The following is a 20,987-nucleotide window of genomic DNA, read 5'->3' on the forward strand; positions in this document are numbered from 1 at the left end:
TTATTGCATTTTTTTCAATTATCAAACATATCAAAAAATAGTTTCCCAAAAATTGTAATTATTGCTATACTCTCGAAAAATACTATCATCGTCATTGTAATGCTAGCTGTAAATTTTTGTTTCTTAGTTCACATAAAGGACATGTCAAAGAAATTTTCTTATCATAACCCATTCCACAAGTAGGACATGTTGTTTTATTACCAACACTCTGTTTCACATTACCATTTATAGTTTTTTTCTTATCCTCTGTACATATAAATGAAATAGTTGGATAACTAGAAATTTCAATTCTTTTTTGCTCAGTAACAGTATCCTCTATTTCTTCTTTACTTAACCCACGACCCGGACATTTGGAAACCCTAGACGATATTTCTCTTCCACATTCTGGGCATTTAATTAATGACATATTCTCTTATTCCTCCCTACATCTCATTTTTTAACTGATGACATTATACATATCACCGAATGTATATCAACAATACTTTATCCACATCGCAGGTCTGACAACTCCACGTTCACTGGTGACATTATTTCCTCCAACAACAATTGTGCCATCACCACTGACATAGGATGCATAGTAATCATAATTTCCTGGCGAACGAAGCCACCAGCATCCCGACTCAACCTCACCATTGAAAATCCCATTGTTAAGTGCATATTCCGCAACAGTACACAACCGCTCTGTATCACTTGTGAACAAATCTCTTGCTTCCTCCAAAGAAAGTAAAAACACCTTGTCCTTTGTGTCACCACAACTACCTAAAATTTTCTTTATTTTCAACGCTTATTTCTATAATTCTTGATTGCTCTTTTTCGCTAAAAAAATAGTAAATAATTTCATCATTTAGATATTTACGCAAACTACTTTTCTCCCAGCTTACTGACCACATTCTATTGTTATATGACATATATGACAGTCCATATTTTGCCAATAGCAATGCCTTGTCCCTCATCGTGTCTAATACAATCCACGCTATAGCATTTCCGTTAAGTTCACCCAACTCAATCTCATCGCCTTTTCTTAAATAGCTTACAGTGCGATCCTGATTTCTTTGCAACTGCTGCATGCTTTCTTTTGTTTTATCCAACAATTTTCGTCGCATTTCACATAGTGGACATGATGAGTAAATCCGTCTGTCATATTCTATTCTACACTTCGGGCACTTACCTTTTTCTTCAGATCCCATGCTATATTTTCTATCCATATTTTGGAGTACTGCAATGGTTGGTCTACTGCATCGTTCTTTATGCTGCAGTCTTTCTATATCAGTCTTCGTAATTCCGCATCCAGGACAACTTAATGCAAAATATGAAATCTCACACCCGCATTCTGGGGCATATAAATAAAGCCATCCTTACACCTCTCTGCTAACAAATACCTCTTATCACTTATCCTTCTACATATGACATGTCCACCCATAATGCTGGACGAACAGAGCACAAATCAGTTACCTGGCACCCACTTTCATCAATTGTCCCATCAAAAGTCACATCCGCTGACACTTTTCCGTACCCAGGATTACGAAGCCACCATCTGGATGCTTCTCCACCTATCCCCAGCGCACTTCTGTAACTGTCTTTTACAAAATAACCTTTTGCCTCATCAGCAGTTAAACAAAATACAAAATCCTCCGTGCATTTATGTTTCGTGTTTTGTCCCACACTATTTACAACATTTGTAAACTTGATAACTTTTTTCTCCTGTGTATTAAATGCTATATCAAAAAAGCTCTCATTAAGCCAATTTATCAACGTACATTCTCTCCATGTAACATTCTCAAAGCTTTCTTTGTACTGAACCAGTCCAAGCGTTTTTTTCAGATATCAACAGAACCTTAACATTCATACGGTCTGTACATAAGATAATCCAGTTTATTGGGAATCACCTATATCTTCCTAGCGTTACAACTGTTTTCTTAAACTCAAAATTAGCTAATTGAACATCAATAATATGTTTGAAACGTATCCCCCCCACTTCCATTGCTACACTACAATCTATTCTAGGTGAAAGTAACCGCCAATCACCATTAGAAAATGTATTTTTTCCAATACGAAACGCAACGCTAATGCACAGACAATCCTTACTATTTATAATATAACTTTCACTACTAGATTTAACAATTTAATTTGATCCATAATGCCGGTCGGATACCACAATAATCACTATTCACGTCAATTCCAGATTCTTTAACGAAGCCATCCCCCGAGACAAACGCAGCCAAAACACCATTCAAACCCATCGATCTCAGCCACCAACTAGCGCCTTTAGTTCTTTTTCCCATGAATCTTTTCATACTTTCTGCTGTAACTTTACCTTTAGCATAATCTGTTGGAATAGCCATTCTATCTTTGTAACATTCAAAATATTCACACACCTCACTTAAGCTCAAACAGAATACTTTATCTAAAGTCTCATTATTATCCATTGTTCTACATACATTGTCTCTTGATTTCTTTATAAAAACTTGATCTATGCATAATTTCTCTTCTTTAGAAAAACTTTTTTCAACGAATTCGCTATTTAGATATCTTCGCAAATAGGATTCTTCCCATTTTACTAATTGTCTTGTTTTATTATAAGGAATAATATCAAGAATATTTTTAGATATAAGCAGCATCCTATTATTCTCTGTTTTCAATACAAGCCATTCTATCGGCTGATCCGCATATTTTCCAAACCTAACAACATCTCCTTCTTTGCATGTATCATATTCAGACTTGCCATCTTCCACTCTGCTCTCACCACATATTCTTTTTCCCCTAGCAACCTCACTTCGAGGATAATCTATTTTATCCGAATCAAATACTAAGGATAATGTTGGGTAAGCAACAATTTCTTCAATACTATATTCTTTACTATTGATTTTCTCATTATCTATATTCGGCTTTGCATCACATATCGTTTCCTTCACAATTTGGATGTTCTTTTGTTTTTTTTCAATCATTACTTGTAAGTCTTCTTTTACCATACCACACCCAAAACATTTTAATGCCCGATCTGATATTTCTCGTCCACACTTTGGACATTTTATTAACAACATACCTCTCCCACTTTCTACTAATAATCAAATTCATTACAAATTATCACTATTTTATATACGTACTACTCGATAATTTAAAATAAACAGTAACTATTTTCACTTAATGCATATCCATAACGCTGGTCTAACACCACACGAAATGCTATTCACTAAATTTCCCGGCTCCATAATGAAACCGTTCCCCCCCACAGCTGGTGCTAGAAAACCATCAATTCCCATTGAGCGCAACCACCAGTCACCGCCACCACGCTTTTCATCTAAAAGATATCTTATATTATATTCCGAAGCTTTTCTTTTAACATATTCTGTCGGAATCGCTACTCTATCCTTATAAAACTCAAAATATTTAAAAACTTCACTTAAACTTAAGCAGAATACCATATCTACTGTTTCTTTTTTTCTAGACATTTCACCACTTCTATTACTCGTATCCTTTACACAAACCTGCTCTATTAGTAGTTTTTCTTCTTTTGAAAAACTTTTTTCAACAAATTCATTATTCAGATATCTTCTCAACGAGCATTCTTTCCATATTGCATCTTCTCGTTTCTCATTATAAGGTAATAAATCAATAATATTTCTTGATATAATTAGAGCTTTATTATTTATAATTTTTAATACAATCCATTCTATAGGCTTATTCGCATAATTTCCAAATCTAATAATATCGCCTTCTTCACAAGCTGCATATTTAAACTTACCATACTTCATTCCACATGCACTTTCACCGTTAACCCATTGGTTTTTAGCATAAAGTATTTTATCTGAAGTGGGAACAATAGATATAGTTGGATAATCAGCAATCTCTCTGAAATTAAATTCTTTCTTTTTAAGTTTATCATAGTCTATATGCAATTTTGCATCATTAGCATTTTGCTCTACAAACATTTTTTGTATATCATCCTTTGCTATTCCACATCCCGGACAACTTAAGGCTCTATCCGATATTTCTCGTCCACATTCTGGACATTTTATTAATGCCATTGCGTTCCTCCACTCGTCTTCTACTACATTTCTATAACTTAGATTCTTAAAATTTATATCAATTACTGTTATATTTTATATTATTTTATAAAAATATGCGATAGAATTGCATAACAACATAACATTATTTTGGATAATTCAATACAGGATGAATAACAAGCTATCCTCCCACCACATCACCATACCGTCTTCCAATCTTTATCACCGCACCATCCATCATTGTGACAGTCTGATGATTATATTGCTTTATATGATTCTTATTAACCACAGCTGATGCGGAACATCTCACGAAATTATCCGGCAATTCTTTAATTATCTCACTTAATGGTCTGTATTCACAGAACACTCTATTTTCATTCTCTTCAGTCCTTGCGGTATAGAATTTGGTTACTCGATTTTCTATCTTTATATACATTATCTCCTGGCAATCCAATATAATAATATTTCTGTCAAATCTGATCTTGATAAAAGCCTTACTCTTCTCACTCATTAAAGTTTCAATTAGTCTACCGGTAGTCATAACCAACCTGCCATCATGACGACCTTTGAGCATACAGTTCACATGTCTGCTTTCGTATATATCAAGTTCATTAGGGATTTTATTTGTATAAAAAATGATATTGCAGGATGGTGCTGCTTTATTGATACGTTTTGCAAGCTCTACGCCATTTCTGCCGTTATAGAATGACAATTCAGTTATAAATATGTCATAATCAAATTTCTGATCGTCCAGATCTAACATTACCGACTCAAGGGAATGTGAAACGATCGTCACATTATCCTTATCAATAACGCCATTTCTCATTTGAGATTCCAAAAGATACACTGTTCGACGTGTTTCGTCCTCATTCACGTCACACACTCCGATTTTCACCATATTGAATTTTCTCTCCCCTCATTTATCTATGCGGTTCTCGCCTCATTACTATCTAAATGTATCGGATTATGGGAATATATTCAATTATTACCATACATTATAAAGTCTGAAGTAATATTCGATTTAGTCATTCAAACAGGTATAGCAATCAGTGCATTGTCTATTATTTGTTTTTCAGTGTCTATTCTGCATTAGGGGGTTTTCCGTTAAATTAATGGATAAAAACCAGATTTTTTATGACCAAATCTCGTCTTCTTCTGTTGAATCCGACAAATATTTATTATATATTCATATATAATTGGTAAATTATTCTATAATAACTGGAATCGCAGTTTAACTATCACGCCTAAATAAACACCTGAGGGGGAATGCAATATGAATTACCGTACCAGACCAGCTGAAAACGTATATTCTTTAGAGGAATTATTTATAAAATATCTTGGTCTTGATATACCAATCGTCCCACAGACATCTTCATATTCGAATAAGCACACATTTAGCCAACTATTTTTCACACGTAATCCTAATCAATCTGACGATATTGATGTTATCCTGTCGTATTCTGTGTTTAAAGAGTCGTCCATTGATGAGCTTAAAAAGGTTGCCTCATCACCAAAACTGCCTCTTTACTATCTCATCCACCCAAATGAGAGTTATCCTACTGGGCAAAAGCTTGGATCGTTTTTTTCTAATCTTGCTACTAAGAATTACAATGGAAGCATGCAGCCGATTCCTATACGTGAACTTCTAACTTCCATAGACTATGATAAATTATGTGACCATTTGGATACTATGATCGAAAAAAGATGTGACATAGATGACTCTTTCATAACCAAACTTCAGACCTACCTGAGTAATGTCATATCAACAGACAGTCATCTGCCACATTACTGTACTGTGTTCAAATGCACATCACCATCAGAATATCTGGCCACCATACTGCTATATTCCCTGTTTGATGATGTAAACTTCCCTGCATATGCTTCAGAAATCGCCCTCACAAGAAAAGATTTTACCGACAAACGGGTCAAAGAAAATGACCTCAACAACCCACACTTCCAAAAACTGATGAACGATGCCAGCAGAGTAAACAAACTCCAGGCATTTGCCACATACACGCTCATAGTGTTGTACTCGGTCCAGATGCTGGCAACCATATTCTCATCAGTGTGGATAAGTAACTATGATGAGACGAGCTTTAAGGGGACTCTGTTCAGTATCGTGATGCTCTGCGCCTCCATCATCCTGACGGCGCTGAGATTTATCCCTTTCTCGCTCCACAAGAAATATTCCGACCTGAGTCTCGTACTGGAGCATTCCGTGCTGGATGAGAAGAATAATACTTACAGCATTACATATAACCATTTTCAGAACTGTTCGGAATCATTCAATGCCATACAGAGAAATCGCAGACTGATCATCACTCTATTTTGCATAGCGGGCGTACTTTTTGTCGTGATATCATTTGTGTTCAACAGCTTCCCGCTTCTGGTTGCTCTGGTCAGCGCATCATTTGGCGGGGTGATGCTCATAGACAGCATGCTGTATGACCACATTGCATACAGGAAATACGATTCCTACTTTTCCGATCAGGCCTCCGGACACACGCCGTCATCTGGATATGGGGTGGCGCGCATGTGCTCGTGGGATTACGATCCCAAACTGGATTCATTCAGACATACCGGATACAACAAGCTCACCAATTACAGTGAGGACTGCATACGACATATATACGACCAGGTATCCGATTGCTCCAGATATAGCTGGGCGACCTTGACCGCATTTATCATCACACTGTCGTCCCTGGGTGTGATTGCGGAGATATTGCAGCTTGTGAAACCGGATTTTGGGTACTTTCGTATGCCAACAGCCTCCATGCTGTATTCAGTGTCCATGATCCTGATTCTGTTAAATGGTATCCTGAACATACTGATCCTTCTGAGGGCCAGAACCCACTATCAGAAAATGGCTGATTTCTCGTTCTATGCGGGCAATCCGGATTCTGATAACCTTGCCGTGAGCCAGCTGTTCAGGCATCACCTATACGCGGGTAATATCTCAGATCTGGCGATCGCAAGGGGTATATATAACTATAACTTCTGCAAATTTGAAGAGGGCGTATGCACTTCAGACATACAGCCTCCGGATGACAGATATCACCCGATGTACATTGTAAATCAGAAGATCCATCTCATCACGGATGTGGCTCTATGTATATTTGTGGCATATTTCAGCGTAGCTGTGTGGCATACCAACAAGCTGTCGAACATTATCGCACTGCCATTTCTGGCTGGCATCTATGTCATATGGGCATTTCTCCTGTATCCGCTGCTCAAATACAGGAAGATAAAGAAAAAAATCAGAAAACTTTTAAATGAACAGAAACAGGCATAATAAAACTCCCGGAACGGCACATTCATCTGTACCATTCCCGGGAGTTTTTCACGCCTGACGGTCTGATCTGATTTTCAGATGTCTATTTATCACTATCATCGCTGCCACGAGCGGTATGCCGAGGAACATCAGTTTTGTCCACCGCATTCCGGCTATCCCCACCACAATGCTGATGGTAAATATTCCAAGCTGATCTCCTATTCCATAGGCAAATGTGGACATAGCCGAGGCTCTACCCCTTACCTCCGGAGCAGCACTCTCCATCACCATCATATTGATGAGCTCCTCTGAGGAGTAATAAGATCCGCTCATACTTCCCCACAGGATTCCCATCAGAACAGGGGATGCTATATGACCTGCTCCAATTATGAATACGCAGCCTGACACAAGGCTCAATGTGATTCCGGCTGCAACCACGTATTCGCGGCGTGTTCTGTCAGCCGCTATTCCTGTGATAACATTCACCGCGAGCGCTGTCATCGGCTGCCACACCAGGACTAGATTGACATTTTTCTCAATCATTCCGCCAAATGCCAGAAGTGGCTCATTGTAATACTGTATGCCAGCCGTGGCAAGTCCGACAGCACAAATAGATATCAGCAACGCCTTAGTTCTATTTTGTTTACATAACGCTCCAAGTGTCTGTATAAAATGAATATTTCCATCTTTTACAGATTCCCTTTTTATGAATGTTTCGTTTGTGGCCGTTTCATTTTCTTGTATTTCATCACCGCCGCAACTGCCTTGTCCCGCTGCAGATCTCACCACCATGTATATTCCCATGCACGCAAGTATTACAACACCACCGGCAATTCCCACAACATATATCTCCTGCCAGCCATGCCCGGATCTATTGGCAACCAAAGATCTCATCAGCGGAATACACATGGCCGCTGCCATGGCTGTTCCACCGCATATTCCCCTCACTGTGGCACGCCTGTTTGCGGGCAGCATATCCACTATGTATATCATATGTATATCCAATGAGTAGCCGAGTATCAGTATTCCATTTCCAAGGAGATAGATTATAAGGCTGTCCGCCAGCATACATATGACACTGCCCACCGCCAGAAGTGCAACATTTATGAACAGCATCACCTTTCTTCCAACTATGTCCGCGTAAGATCTCACAAATGGCGTGAGCATCCCGATGAGATAAAATGGTAGCATCATCCTGCTCATGTAAGCCACACCTTCATCCGCACTCATTTCACGGGCATCTATGAGGAATGTAGTAACCGACAGTGACTGCGTTCTACCGAATATCTCTGTGCAGTAGGAGTCTATGAACTGGACTAGTATTATTAAGGCGGCAACTGCAATAGCAGTTCTCCCCAGATTTTTCTTATTGCAATCTACTGTACTGTTATTCATCCAACTCTAGTTTCTCCTGTATCTCATCTTTAAGATATTTCAAGTTGCCTATATCACCATAAGTCAATATATGATATTTTTTCTCACCTGTTTTCTTTTTCAACACATGTGATACTGAATATATCTTATCTGATTTACTGTTTTCTATTCCCTCAACTCTGAACGAATACGGGACTTTACAATTACCCTGTATCTCGCCTTGCGAATTTTTGTCATCCCCTAAACATACTGTAAACTCCAGATTTGCAACTCCTAACTTATAAGAAAACGTCTTTGTCTCTATATCCATGACCACACTGGAATCTTTAATGGTAATATCACCCAATCCAATAAGAATACTAGTTTTCTTATCTGCAAGGTCGTATGGATGATCTTCATTAAAAAATATCTCTCCCGGTCGTAGACCTCTCTCAGTCAATGCATGATTATAAAAATCATCCGCCTTTAGGCATGATGCCACTCCTGTTAAATGCATAAATGAAGATTTCTTAAACATAACCTCAACATAATCATTATTGAATACAAACATATATGTATTTCCAACAAATATTTCTTTATATTTTAATGCCGACCTATGTATTCTCCGTATTATCTGTGACTTCCCCAATATTTTCCTCCTTATAGTACATAAAAAGGGAAGCTCATCGCTTCCCTTTTTTGAATAACCACTGGCCGTTCGCCTTGATATCACTCAAAGCATCAGCGTATGACCTAATCCTCATACTGGATATGATATTGTACTCTAAGTACTTCGTATCACTCGAATCATTATATTGATATAATCGCAATAATATAGCCACGGATCTTTGTTGCTCCGTGTGCAACCCAGTGCTTTCTTATCTATTATATTATACTAAACATTTGTATATGTCAACCTATATACTTTTCTCGCGTGCTTACTTACTAACCTTCCTGAAGTTCTTCTTACCACGTCTCACAACAACGCCCTCGCCATCGAACTTCTCCTCTGGAATTGTAGTCTGGACATCTGTGATCTTCTCACCGTCAACAGCAACACCGCCCTGCTCAACGGCACGTCGGCCCTCATTACGGGATGTGACAAGACCTGACTTAACGAGAACTGACACAATGTCAATAGCGCCGTCCTTGAAATCGTCTGCTGCAAGTGTCACTGATGGCATGTCTGCTGCAACACCCTTGGAGAACAGTGCTCTTGCACTCTCCTGAGCCTTTGCAGCCTCCTCCTCGCCGTGCACAAGCTTTGTGAGCTCGTATGCAAGGATCTCCTTTGCCTGGTTGAGCTGGCTGCCCTCCCAGTTGTCCATCTTGTCAATCTCCTCAAGTGGAAGGAATGTGAGCATACGGATGCACTTTAATACATCTGCATCTGCCACATTTCTCCAGTACTGGTAGAACTCAAATGGTGATGTCTTGTTAGGATCAAGCCATACAGCGCCCTTCTGTGTCTTACCCATCTTCTTGCCCTCTGAGTTGAGGAGAAGTGTGATGGTCATGGCGTATGCATCCTTGCCAAGCTTTCTTCTGATGAGCTCTGTACCACCAAGCATATTGCTCCACTGGTCATCGCCGCCGAACTGCATGTTGCAGCCGTACTTCTGGTACAGTGCGTAAAAGTCGTAACTCTGCATGATCATGTAGTTGAACTCAAGGAAGCTGAGTCCCTTCTCCATACGCTGCTTGTAGCACTCTGCACGAAGCATGTTGTTGACTGAGAAGCATGCTCCAACATCGCGGAGAACATCTACATAGTTAAGGTCGAGAAGCCAGTCTGCGTTGTTGACGAGAAGCGCCTTGTCATCTGAGAAGTCTATGAACTTGCTCATCTGCTTCTTGAAGCAGTCAACGTTGTGCTGGATAGTCTCCTTTGTCATCATCTGTCTCATATCTGTACGGCCTGATGGATCACCGATCATGGCTGTACCTCCACCTATCAGCGCGATAGGCTTGTTGCCTGCCATCTGAAGTCTCTTCATCAGACAGAGCGCCATGAAGTGGCCTACATGCAGGCTGTCAGCAGTCGGATCAAAGCCAATATAGAATACTGCCTTACCATTATTTACCAAATCTCTAATTTCATCTTCATCTGTTGTCTGCGCTATAAGCCCTCTGGCTACAAGCTCGTCATAAATCTGCATGTCCCTCTAGACCTCCTGTATTTATTTATTCAATGTGCGGTTCACTAGCACCACACAGGCAAATATTATAACATTTTGCTATGCACTGTGGCAAGTATATACACACAATTCCCTGTATTATTTTCTTATAAATCATATTTCATACATCATTTTCTGCCGCCGATTCCTGATCGACACCTGTATCTGCGGCACAGTCCTCCTGCCATGGCTATAAGCAGAAATATGTATGGCGTTGTGAGTGACTGGTTCAGATTGACAAATGCCTGAACGGCATACCCGGTTATCCCGAACAGCACAGCTATCATACCGCCCTCATCCGCAACGTACCCAATCAGACACTCCAAGCCAGTCCTTGAATCTCTTGCAGCCCTTGAATCTCTCGATGTCTTCTTCTCCTTCGATCTTTTTCCTGCAGATTGTCCGCTTGCGTTTTCATTCTCATTCATCACAGCTCCTGATACCGCGGTTCTCACAAGAGCACCACCTGTGGTAACCAGCAGTCCTACGTAACTCACTGCACCGAATATTCCTGTGGTTATCAGATACTGCAGATACTCATTGTGAGCATTATCATATATAACACCCACCGTATTCATCATATCGTCATAGTACCTGTCCGTCATGACCGACTTCACCGATTCATTTCCATAACCGAACAGCTTCTGTGGAACACTGAAATCCCCGTACGCCTCCATGAGTCTTCTCCACACGAACCCCCTGTAATTCCCCCAGGAATCCTCAAATGGAAATATACCCATGTGGTTGTGCACCGCATATATCACTGCAGCCACGATGCCTGCAAGCGATACGCCGACCGATACAGCAAGTGCTGCCTTTCCGCGGAACTTTACAGTCCACTTTGAAGCCAGCCTTATGGCCGCCCATACAACGAGAACGACCACGGACACTATCCACACCACCCGGCTGTCACTCACAAAGCAGCTCAGTCCGTCAAGCTCCGAATATCCACTGTCCGTCTGTCCCAGCATAATACTGATCGCCAGGACTCCGCACGCCATGACCAAGCACACATCCGCAAATTCTCTTATCCTTCCACGGTATGACGCCCATATCCACGCCACTATCATGGCACCTCCCACACCTGCATATGCAAGGTTTGCATTGGATATGATCACCGCACCCGTTCCCGTGAGCACTGCGATAACTGCTGTTATCCTTATCAGTATGCTCTCTTTTCCCGCCGAGCTGATATACGCCCCGGCTGCCACCGGAACCAGCACGCACAGGAAGCTTGCAAATATGTCGATATTTCCAAATGTGGATATGTATACATTTCTAATGCTCTGCATCAGTCCGTCCCTGAGTCCAAGGAAATCATATCCCATGAACTGGCATATGCCGACAATTCCCACAAATGAGCCCGCAAGCATGAATATGACCACCACATACCGCCTTATCCTGCAATATCTCGCCATACACACATACAGGAAAAAGGTCAGCAGCACGAACTGAAGTCCGCACCTTCTGCCCTCCTCGCCTGTATATGCTGCTGCCTTATTCCCTGACATAAAGAATGCCATAACACTTGCCAGAACAAATCCTGACATGAATATATCCATGGCCATGATATTATGCATATCCATAAAATGTCTCAGGCGTCCAATAAACCTGCTGCCATGTGCCGCCCCTGCTGAAGCATCTACATTCCCGCCTGAGCTCTGCGACCCATGCCCTGTGCTGACATTCCGTCCCAGCACATCCACCAGCACCGCCAGCACCATGAGCACCGCATATATGCACAGCGCAATATAGAACGCCCTGTACTTGGTTACTGTTATATCAAAATATTTGTCATGCATTATCAGGGGATATGCAGCCCCCATATATATAAGAAATAATGTGGTTATTCCGTTCTGAAGTTCCCACCTGCCGTCTCCTGCAATGTTGTCTTTTCTGCCCATACGGCTATACTCCTTTTATAAAAGCGGTGACAATAATCTGAGTATCGCACCAAGTATATTCACCCTGCTTATGTTATTTCTGCACCACGGAATATCTATCTCCTCCGACTCGGCAAATGTATCCATCATATCCTTCTTCACATCTTCTATGGCCTTGCAGTCATACAGGAGAGTTCCACACTCAAAGTGGTGATAGAAGCTCCTGTTATCCAGATTGATGGATCCCACAGATGCAAGCTTGCCATCCATGAGCAAAGTCTTTGAATGTATAAATCCAGGCGTGTACTGATATATCTTCACACCCGCCAGAAGCAGCTCCTTGTAGCTAAACTGGGTCATCTTGTATATATATTTCTTGTCCGGGATGGCCGGCGTAACAATACGCACATCCACGCCCCTCTTGGCTGCCAGCTTCAGTGCCATCATGAGCTCGTTACACACGATAAGATATGGGGTAAATATATAAATGTACTCCTGTGCATCATTTATCATCTGCATGTACAGATTCTCACCCACATTCTCTCCGCTCAGAGGACTGGACTTGTACGGCTGAACATATCCGTCACTTACGCCACTATAGTCGATTTCCGCCGGTCTATAGTTGTTGTAGCTTCCCTCTGAATATCTGAAGCTGTTCCACATCTGAAGGAACATAACAGTGAAGCTCCAGGCGCCCTCGCCCTCAAGTCTCACTCCACTGTCCTTCCATTTGCCGTACTTCTCTATCTTGTTGATATACTCGTCAGCCATGTTGTAACCGCCGGTGTGAGCTATCTTGCCATCAATAACAGTGATCTTCCTGTGATCCCTGTTATTGAAGATAGTGGCAAAGAATGGAACCACCTGATTGAACGCCATACATTTGATACCGTAGGATTCAAGTTCCTTCCAGTAATACTTCGGCACATTGAACACAGATCCGATGTCATCATACATGAACCTGACATCAAGTCCCTCCGCAGCCTTGCGCTTCAATATCTCAAGTATGGTATCCCACATATAACCCTTGTCCACGATGAAATATTCCATGAATATATACTTCTCCGCACTCTCCAGGTCTCTGATGAGATCATCCATCACATCATCGCCTATGGCATAATACTTTACACTGGTATGCTTGTACAGAGGCGCCTCAGCCACATTCTCCATATAATTACATATCCTGTATGTAGGCTCCGACTTTAAATTCTCCGCTGGGACCCAGTTGTCCCCCTTGACGTTCTCATATACCTCCTGCTGGAGAACCCGCAGAAAATTCTTTCTGAGTTTTTTAGGTATCAGCACATGTCCATAGAGCACATACATGAGACCTCCCAGCACCGGGAATATGAGTATCGGCACCATCCATGCCATCTTTACCATAGGGTTAGTATCCTTTGTTATAAGATACATTACAACTATTACGCTGAGCAGCTTGAGAGCACCCGATATATAGATATATCTGTCCTGAAGAAAAACAACCCCCAGTATCATGATCGCCAACTGGACGACCACAAGAAAGCACGTTATTACCATTCTGCTTAGCAATCTGTTCAGTATCTTCTTCATATATTTCCTGCCTTTACTGAATTGATGTCACCTTATAATCCTGATCCTCTACTGTCTTCTTGAGCACGCTGTCATCAACGTCTGCCTTGAGAGTGACAACCGCTGTTCCTGTCTCATGGCTGACTACAGCCTCCTGCACCTGGTCAAGGGCCTCAAGACTCTTCTTGACTCTGGCTTCACAATGTCCACACATCATACCTTCGATCTTCATTGTCTTTGTCATAACTTTGTCCTCCTTGATTCTATATCTTTTATTTTTATCATAAATGTCTGTCAAATTCAACCTCAGCGCATTTGTAACAACACAAAAACTTGACAGGCTCATGGCAAACGCTCCGAACATAGGATTGAGCGTCCAGCCAAATATCGGGATCCACACGCCGGCGGCAAGTGGTATTCCAATTATATTATATATAAATGCCCAGAAAAGATTCTCTTTTATGTTCTTAACTGTTGCCCTGCTGAGTCTTATGGCCGCCGGAACATCTGTGAGCTCACTCTTCATGAGAACAACATCCGCAGCATCTATGGCTATATCCGTGCCTGCACCTATGGCTATTCCTATATTTGCCCTTGTGAGTGCAGGGGCATCATTTATTCCATCACCAACCATGATCACATGCCCCTTCTGCATGAGATCGCGCACAACGCTCTCCTTGCCGTCCGGACGCACGCCCGCTATTACTCTGTCCACGCCGACCTGCTCTCCTATGGCTTTTGCGGTTCTCTCATTATCACCGGTTAACATAACTACTGAAAGTCCCATTGACTGAAGCTGGCTTATGGCCTCAGCGCTGTCCTCCTTCACAGTATCCGCCACGGCTATTATTCCAAGGACTCTGTAATCTCCGTCAGCCTCCTCGGCAAAGAACATAGGTGTCTTTCCCTGCTGTGATACCTTCTCCGCACTGTCCTTCATCGTCTCAGGTACATCTGCATATCCCTTTATATAATCCATATTTCCGCCGATGATCTTTCTGCCGTTCAAACTTCCCATCAGACCGTTGCCCGCAACAGCCTTGAAATCGGATACCTCATAATTTTTATCCTTCTGTGCATCACCTGTCTGGTAATTCTCACTGTAGTATCCAACCACAGCTCTTGCCAGAGGATGCTCTGACAGCTTCTCCAGAGCCGCAGCCTTCTGCATCAGCTCGTCACCACTGACATTCTCGGCTGCCAGTATATCCGTCACTACAGGCTCTCCCTTTGTGATCGTTCCGGTCTTGTCCATGACCACTATGCTGCTCTTTCCTGTCTCCTCAAGAGCAGTCGCAGTCTTGAACAGTATTCCGTGCTTGGCACCTATTCCATTTCCCACCATGATCGCAACAGGTGTGGCAAGTCCAAGTGCACATGGGCAGCTTATAACAAGTACCGATATTCCTCTCGCCAGCACATAACCGGCATCCTTACCCACTATTATCCACACTATCATCGTGATAAATGCTATCAGTATGACAACAGGTACAAACACTCCCGAAACCTTATCAGCAAGCTTTGCTATTGGAGCTTTGGTAGCCGCCGCATCACTTACCATATCTATTATCTTGGACAGTGCGGTATCCGCACCTACCTGTGTAGCACGACATTTCAGATAACCCGACTGGTTGATAGTCGCCGCAGACACACGGCTTCCTGCAGTTTTATCCACAGGTATACTCTCACCCGAGAGAGCTGACTCGTCCACAGCGGAATCCCCCTCAAGGACTACTCCGTCCACAGGAACGCTCTCACCCGGTCTAACGGCAAATATATCTCCAACCGCAACTTCGTCTATATCCACGGTGACCTCCTCACCATCTCTGATGAGAACGGCTGTCTTCGGGGCAAGATCCATCAGACCTTTGAGTGCGTCCGTGGTTCTTCCCTTTGAATATGCTTCAAGCGTCTTGCCGACTGTTATAAGCGCCAGTATCATGGCCGCAGATTCAAAATAAAAATCATGCATGAGCGTCATGACACGCTCACCGTCACCTGCTGTCTGCGCCGCTGTCATGGCATAGAGCACGTACACGCTGTATATGAATGAGGCACCTGAGCCCATGGCCACCAGCGTATCCATATTAGGCGAGCCGTGTATAGCTCCCTTAAATCCACTCACAAAGAATCTCTGATTTATCACCATCACAATTATGGTTAGCAGCATCTGCGTGAGTCCCATCGCCACATGATTGCCGTCAAAGAAGCTTGGCAGCGGCCAGTTCCACATCATATGTCCCATTGATATATACATGAGGGGAATAAGAATTATAACTGATGCCACCAGTCTCTTCTTCATTTTTCCAAATTCTTTGTCCGCCTCACTCTCACCGGAACCGCTGCTCTTCCCACCTGAATGTGAAGTATTTCCGCCAGCAGATCTTCCACCCGCCAGACTCGCACCGTATCCTGCCTTCTCAACTGCAGCCACTATAGTTCCACTGTCGGCTGTTCCATCCACCATCATGGAGTTGGTCAGGAGATTCACCTGACACGAGATAACTCCCTCAACATTGGATACGGCCTTCTCGACTCTTGCACTGCATGCACTGCATGTCATTCCTGTCACATTGTACTTGTCCATATATTTCACCTTCCTTTATCAAGCATCAGTCTGTTCGTAACCGCACTTGCCAATAACTGACATATCTATTTCATAAGTCTGGTAACCGTATTTACCAGATCCTCTATAGTATCATCCTTGCCATTTCTTATATCATCTGCAACACAGGTCCTGATATGTTCGGCAAGGAGCTGTCTGTTGAAGCTGTTGAGTGCCGCATTGATCGCCGACACTTGGAGCACGATGTCTGTGCAATAGGCATCATTTTCCAGCATACTCTTCACGCCTCTTATCTGCCCCTCTATCCTGTTCAGTCTGTTGAGAAGCTTCTTATACTCCTCGTCTGTCCTTGTCCTCACCCTGGCTTCCACATCGCTTATCTCTCCGCCATGATGACAGCAGCATTTCTTCTGTTCTTCCATATATCTTTCCTCCAGCCTTATTGAACTCCAGCCATGCAAAATTTGCCTTCGGCAAATGGCTGGAGCTACATGTCAAGTTTTCATAGAAAACTTGACACATCCCTTGTACATCAGCCATTTCTGTTCACATTTCAAATGACGCTGCATATATGCCATCTGTTTATTATCTGCACATTACGGCTGTTAAATTCTCTTTTCATCCACGGATTATATACCCCATGGGGGTATGTGTCAACAATAAAAAATCCTCATAGACCAATATTTATACCACTTTATCAGTCTATGAGGGTTTTTCTCCTTTAACCTATATGTCTGAGTTTTATTTACTCTGTTGTATCCTGATCGCCCATGTCGATATCAGCATCTCCGATATCAATCGCATCTGCGCTTGACTCATCACTGCTGTCTGCATCGTCAGTATCAGTTATATCAGTCTCATCAATGAGGCTGTCGTCACTTATATCAAAATCTGAATCACTGTCAATAACAGAATCAACTACAGATGAATCATATGTCTGCTGGTTCAGGACATCCTTAAGATCTATCATATCTCCTGTGGTAGCATCTAACATGATGAGCTGTATTGGATAATCCTTATCGAGGCTTCCATCCTCCATCTTGTCGCACTGTGCAAATACCCATACAGGGCTGTATGTGTACTTATCTCCATCCTTGAGCTTGTAGTATGTAAGTCTTACATCGTTGAACTCAATGGTGCTGTACTGTGTCTTGTTGTCTGTGTAATACTTATTTACAGCCTCCGGAAGCTTCTTGAGTGCATCATCCCAGCTTATAAGATCAACATTGTCCTTCTTGTCTCCTGTTGCTCTGAAGGAATCAAGGCAATATGCTGAGATAAGTCCATTGTCATCAATGCCGAGCTGGAATGTCTCATCCATGGTGTCATACCACGTTTCATCACTTGTTGCGAGTGTGTCAAGGCCGTATACATTAGGTGTATATGGAGCCACACCGTCCACAGAACGCTTATATGTTACCATGTAACCATTCTTCTCTGCGGCAACTGTGCTGTTTGATGCATCGCTGTAATCCCACAGCAGATCAAAATTACTTGTTTCTATGACATCTGAGATTCCACATGATGCAAGGAAATCTGTTCCCTTCTGCTCAGCATCTGCCGCACTGATAGAAGCTGTGTTTGCGGAAGCCTCCTCGTCAGAATATTCACTGCTGTAGCAGTATACACTTGTTGCGCCATCCTTAGGTCTGTACTGTATAAGCTGATCCGATGGATAGTAATCCAGTGAGAATCCACCGCCTGTGGACATGTCATCGCCACTTCCATAGAATGTTACAATGAACTCGTTGTCCCCTACAGATCCGACGAATGTGTCTCCACTGTAATCTCCGGCACCCTCTCTCGTATCAGACGCTGTCTTGAGCTGATCCTTGAGGGTCTTCATGTAATCCTCATAATAGCTCTTGTCATCATCCGATGTTGCCTGATCCATCATAGCCTGAAGTGAATCTATCTCTCTCTGTACATCCTCCTTGTATGGCTTATCCCAGTTATATACATATACACCGGCGCTCACGTCAAATATATTCTCGCACACACGCTTCTTATAGTCATTGTCTACATTGTTACGCTCATAGTAAAGCACTGACATCTTATCTGTGTCAGGCACCTCTATCTCTGTGGCATTTATGGATACATCTGTGAGACCTGTATCTGCATTGATACCCTCAAGCTTGCCATTGTATGACTCCGGTACGTCGAGTCTTGATGCCAGCTTACCGCCGCCACCGCCGTTCTCGTCGTCTCCCATGTTGTAATCCACCTTCTTCTTGCCACATCCTGTGAGCGCAGTTCCTGCCACAAGTAATGTCACCAAAAGCAGCGCCGCCGCTTTTTTGTAACCCGCTTTTCTCATATAAAATACCAACCTTTCCTTACTTAATTGAAGTAATTATAATATATTTTCCCCGCTGACACAACACCATCTGCTATCACTCTTTTGTGATGATGACCTTGCCGTCAACAACCTGAACCTTGACCTTATTGCTGTCGATTCCGGCAGCAGCCAGCATATCAGGGCTTATCTGTACACGATTTGCCTTATCGAGTATCGAGAACTCCTCATGTGAATCATCAGATGAGAAGCCATCTGTCGTCAGCTCGTTCATTCTGTCCTTGTAAGATTCCTTCATGATCTTCTCTGTGCTAATCTTGCCGTCCGCAATCATAACCACACGTCCCACCTTATTTGCAAGACTTATATCATGTGTAACTATGATTATCGTTATCCCGAGCTCTTCGTTCAGCTTTCTGAACAGATCCTGTATCATGTTGGATGTCTTGCTGTCCACGGCTCCCGTCGGCTCATCCGCAAGAAGTATCTTCGGATTATTTGCCAGGGCTATGGCTATGGCAACTCTCTGCTGCTCACCACCTGACATCTGAGATGGATATGAATTTATCTTGTCCTCAAGTCCCACTCTGCAGAGCAGATCATGGGCTCTTGCATACTTGTCTTCCTTGTTGCTCTTGTCGAAGTACATAGGTACCTGAACATTCTCTATGGCTGTCATATATGGCAAAAGGTTTCTGGAGTTTTTCTGCCACACAAATCCTACAGTGTGCTTTCTGTACTCCACAAGCTCCTTATCCGTCATCGCAAACAGATCCTTGCCGTCGACATACAGCTTTCCGGCCGTAGGTCTCTCAAGTCCTCCGATCATATTGAGGAGTGTGGACTTTCCTGATCCCGACTTTCCGATGACCGCCATGAGCTCGCCGTATTTGATGTTGAGCTCCAGCCCCTGAAGAGCCATGACCTCCACATCGTCAGTCTTGTATATCTTGACAAGGCTGTCACACTCTATGATATTCTCCTCAGAACCAAGGCGTTCCCCGCCGGCTTCTTTATCTGTGCCAGCCTCAGGATCTGCTTCCACGGCTTTCCCGCTGTCAGTGCCCTCGTCTTCCTGAAGATCCATGCCGTACACGAACTCCTGCGTCTCCTGGCCATCCGTGTTCTCCATGTCCTGTGTCTCCACATCCGGTGCTATAGTTTCAGGCTCCACAGCATCGTTCTTCTTTTTTCTGAATAAATGCTTATCGCTCAACTATCTCACCATCCTCTATCTCATATACTACATCACCGAGCTCCATAAGCTTCGGATCATGTGTCGTCATGACTATCGTTATTCCTTCCTTGTACACCAGCTCCTGGAACAGCTTCATGACTGCAAGTCCCGAAGCCGTATCAAGGGCTCCTGTAGGCTCATCCGCAAATATTACCTTTGGCTTATGAGCCACCGCTCTGGCTATGGCAACTCTCTGCTGCTCACCACCTGACATCTGATTTGGGAAATGCGTCATTCTGGATGACAGTCCCACCAGATCGAGTACCTCTTTTATACGGGCATCCCTGTTGCCCTCATATTCCGCAAGTCTGAGTCCGAAATCGACGTTCTCATACGCACTCATAATCGGGATCAGGGCAACCGACTGGAATACAAATCCTATATTGTATCTTCTCAGCTTCTCCTTTTCCTTCTCGTTCATCTCGCTGTACACGTGGCCGCCGACTATCACTTCGCCCTCAGTAGGCTCATCCAGCGCGCTCAGGATATTGAGCAGTGTCGTCTTACCCGATCCTGAACGACCTTTGAGTATAGTGAGCTTTCCAGCCGGGACTGTTATATCTATTCCCTTGAGTGCATAGAAATCTTCTCCGCTTCCAAGTCTGAAACAGCGTTTGATTCCATGTGCCTCTATCATAATTTCATCCATAGA

18 protein-coding genes are annotated in these 20,987 nt (G+C 42.8%); 1 reads left to right on the forward strand and 17 read right to left on the reverse strand.

Annotated elements, in window-relative coordinates:
* Window positions 1-91 precede the first annotated feature (91 nt).
* The 7 genes from DW159_RS05355 to DW159_RS05385 form a co-directional block, all read right to left on the reverse strand.
* Window positions 92-406, reverse strand: coding sequence for a hypothetical protein (locus tag DW159_RS05355; RefSeq protein WP_117549206.1), 315 nt, complete (start codon window positions 404-406; stop codon window positions 92-94).
* Between the two features lie 66 nt (window positions 407-472).
* A complete protein-coding gene (locus DW159_RS13815; protein WP_278319469.1) occupies window positions 473-781 on the reverse strand; it encodes a DUF6273 domain-containing protein in 309 nt (102 codons plus the stop codon).
* Window positions 756-1,187 (reverse strand): DUF6273 domain-containing protein, encoded by a 432-nt coding sequence (locus tag DW159_RS14015; RefSeq protein WP_055280512.1) that lies wholly within the window; start codon window positions 1,185-1,187, stop codon window positions 756-758. The genes DW159_RS13815 and DW159_RS14015 overlap by 26 nt, the downstream gene beginning before the upstream one ends.
* Window positions 1,188-1,389: 202 nt before the next feature.
* Window positions 1,390-1,821: a DUF6273 domain-containing protein gene (locus DW159_RS05370; protein ID WP_330410602.1), complete on the reverse strand. Its 432-nt coding sequence runs from the start codon at window positions 1,819-1,821 to the stop codon at window positions 1,390-1,392.
* Between the two features lie 293 nt (window positions 1,822-2,114).
* The gene (locus DW159_RS05375; protein ID WP_117549208.1) at window positions 2,115-3,041 is read right to left on the reverse strand and encodes a DUF6273 domain-containing protein; all 927 of its coding nucleotides are present in this window, start codon (window positions 3,039-3,041) and stop codon (window positions 2,115-2,117) included.
* A 96-nt stretch (window positions 3,042-3,137) separates the two neighbouring features.
* Window positions 3,138-4,025, reverse strand: coding sequence for a DUF6273 domain-containing protein (locus tag DW159_RS13820; protein WP_242992615.1), 888 nt, complete (start codon window positions 4,023-4,025; stop codon window positions 3,138-3,140).
* Between the two features lie 160 nt (window positions 4,026-4,185).
* Window positions 4,186-4,830, reverse strand: a complete 645-nt coding sequence (locus tag DW159_RS05385) for a LytR/AlgR family response regulator transcription factor (protein WP_158547579.1) — start codon at window positions 4,828-4,830, stop codon at window positions 4,186-4,188.
* A 447-nt stretch (window positions 4,831-5,277) separates the two neighbouring features.
* Between DW159_RS05385 and DW159_RS05390 the strand changes: the two genes are divergently transcribed.
* Window positions 5,278-7,296, forward strand: coding sequence for a hypothetical protein (locus DW159_RS05390; protein ID WP_117549212.1), 2,019 nt, complete (start codon window positions 5,278-5,280; stop codon window positions 7,294-7,296).
* A gap of 48 nt (window positions 7,297-7,344) precedes the next feature.
* Here DW159_RS05390 and DW159_RS05395 read toward each other — a convergent pair whose 3' ends face one another.
* The 10 genes from DW159_RS05395 to DW159_RS05440 form a co-directional block, all read right to left on the reverse strand.
* Window positions 7,345-8,670: an MFS transporter gene (locus tag DW159_RS05395; protein ID WP_117549214.1), complete on the reverse strand. Its 1,326-nt coding sequence runs from the start codon at window positions 8,668-8,670 to the stop codon at window positions 7,345-7,347.
* Window positions 8,663-9,277: a PBECR4 domain-containing protein gene (locus DW159_RS05400; RefSeq protein WP_242992616.1), complete on the reverse strand. Its 615-nt coding sequence runs from the start codon at window positions 9,275-9,277 to the stop codon at window positions 8,663-8,665. The genes DW159_RS05395 and DW159_RS05400 overlap by 8 nt, the downstream gene beginning before the upstream one ends.
* A gap of 289 nt (window positions 9,278-9,566) precedes the next feature.
* Entirely contained in the window at window positions 9,567-10,787 is a 1,221-nt protein-coding gene (tyrS, locus tag DW159_RS05405) for a tyrosine--tRNA ligase (protein ID WP_117549216.1), read from the reverse strand.
* Window positions 10,788-10,933: 146 nt separating this feature from the next.
* The gene (locus DW159_RS05410) at window positions 10,934-12,709 is read right to left on the reverse strand and encodes an O-antigen ligase family protein (RefSeq protein WP_117549218.1); all 1,776 of its coding nucleotides are present in this window, start codon (window positions 12,707-12,709) and stop codon (window positions 10,934-10,936) included.
* A 15-nt stretch (window positions 12,710-12,724) separates the two neighbouring features.
* Complete coding sequence (gene cls / locus DW159_RS05415) at window positions 12,725-14,257, reverse strand: cardiolipin synthase (RefSeq protein ID WP_015533874.1); 1,533 nt, start codon at window positions 14,255-14,257, stop codon at window positions 12,725-12,727.
* A gap of 13 nt (window positions 14,258-14,270) precedes the next feature.
* Window positions 14,271-16,823 carry a heavy metal translocating P-type ATPase gene (locus DW159_RS05420; protein WP_117549220.1) on the reverse strand — a complete coding sequence of 851 codons (2,553 nt, stop codon included), beginning with the start codon at window positions 16,821-16,823 and terminating at the stop codon, window positions 14,271-14,273.
* A gap of 65 nt (window positions 16,824-16,888) precedes the next feature.
* Complete coding sequence (locus DW159_RS05425; RefSeq protein ID WP_022216248.1) at window positions 16,889-17,224, reverse strand: metal-sensing transcriptional repressor; 336 nt, start codon at window positions 17,222-17,224, stop codon at window positions 16,889-16,891.
* Window positions 17,225-17,547: 323 nt separating this feature from the next.
* A complete protein-coding gene (locus DW159_RS05430; RefSeq protein WP_117549221.1) occupies window positions 17,548-19,119 on the reverse strand; it encodes a hypothetical protein in 1,572 nt (523 codons plus the stop codon).
* A 76-nt stretch (window positions 19,120-19,195) separates the two neighbouring features.
* On the reverse strand, window positions 19,196-20,314 hold the full coding sequence (locus DW159_RS05435) for an ABC transporter ATP-binding protein (protein ID WP_308936782.1): 1,119 nt from the start codon (window positions 20,312-20,314) through the stop codon (window positions 19,196-19,198).
* Entirely contained in the window at window positions 20,304-20,984 is a 681-nt protein-coding gene (locus tag DW159_RS05440) for an ABC transporter ATP-binding protein (protein WP_015533878.1), read from the reverse strand. Before DW159_RS05440 ends, DW159_RS05435 begins: the two co-directional genes overlap by 11 nt.
* Window positions 20,985-20,987 lie beyond the last annotated feature (3 nt).

Source organism: Coprococcus sp. AM14-16, from assembly GCF_003434675.1.
GTDB lineage: Bacteria > Bacillota > Clostridia > Lachnospirales > Lachnospiraceae > Coprococcus > Coprococcus aceti.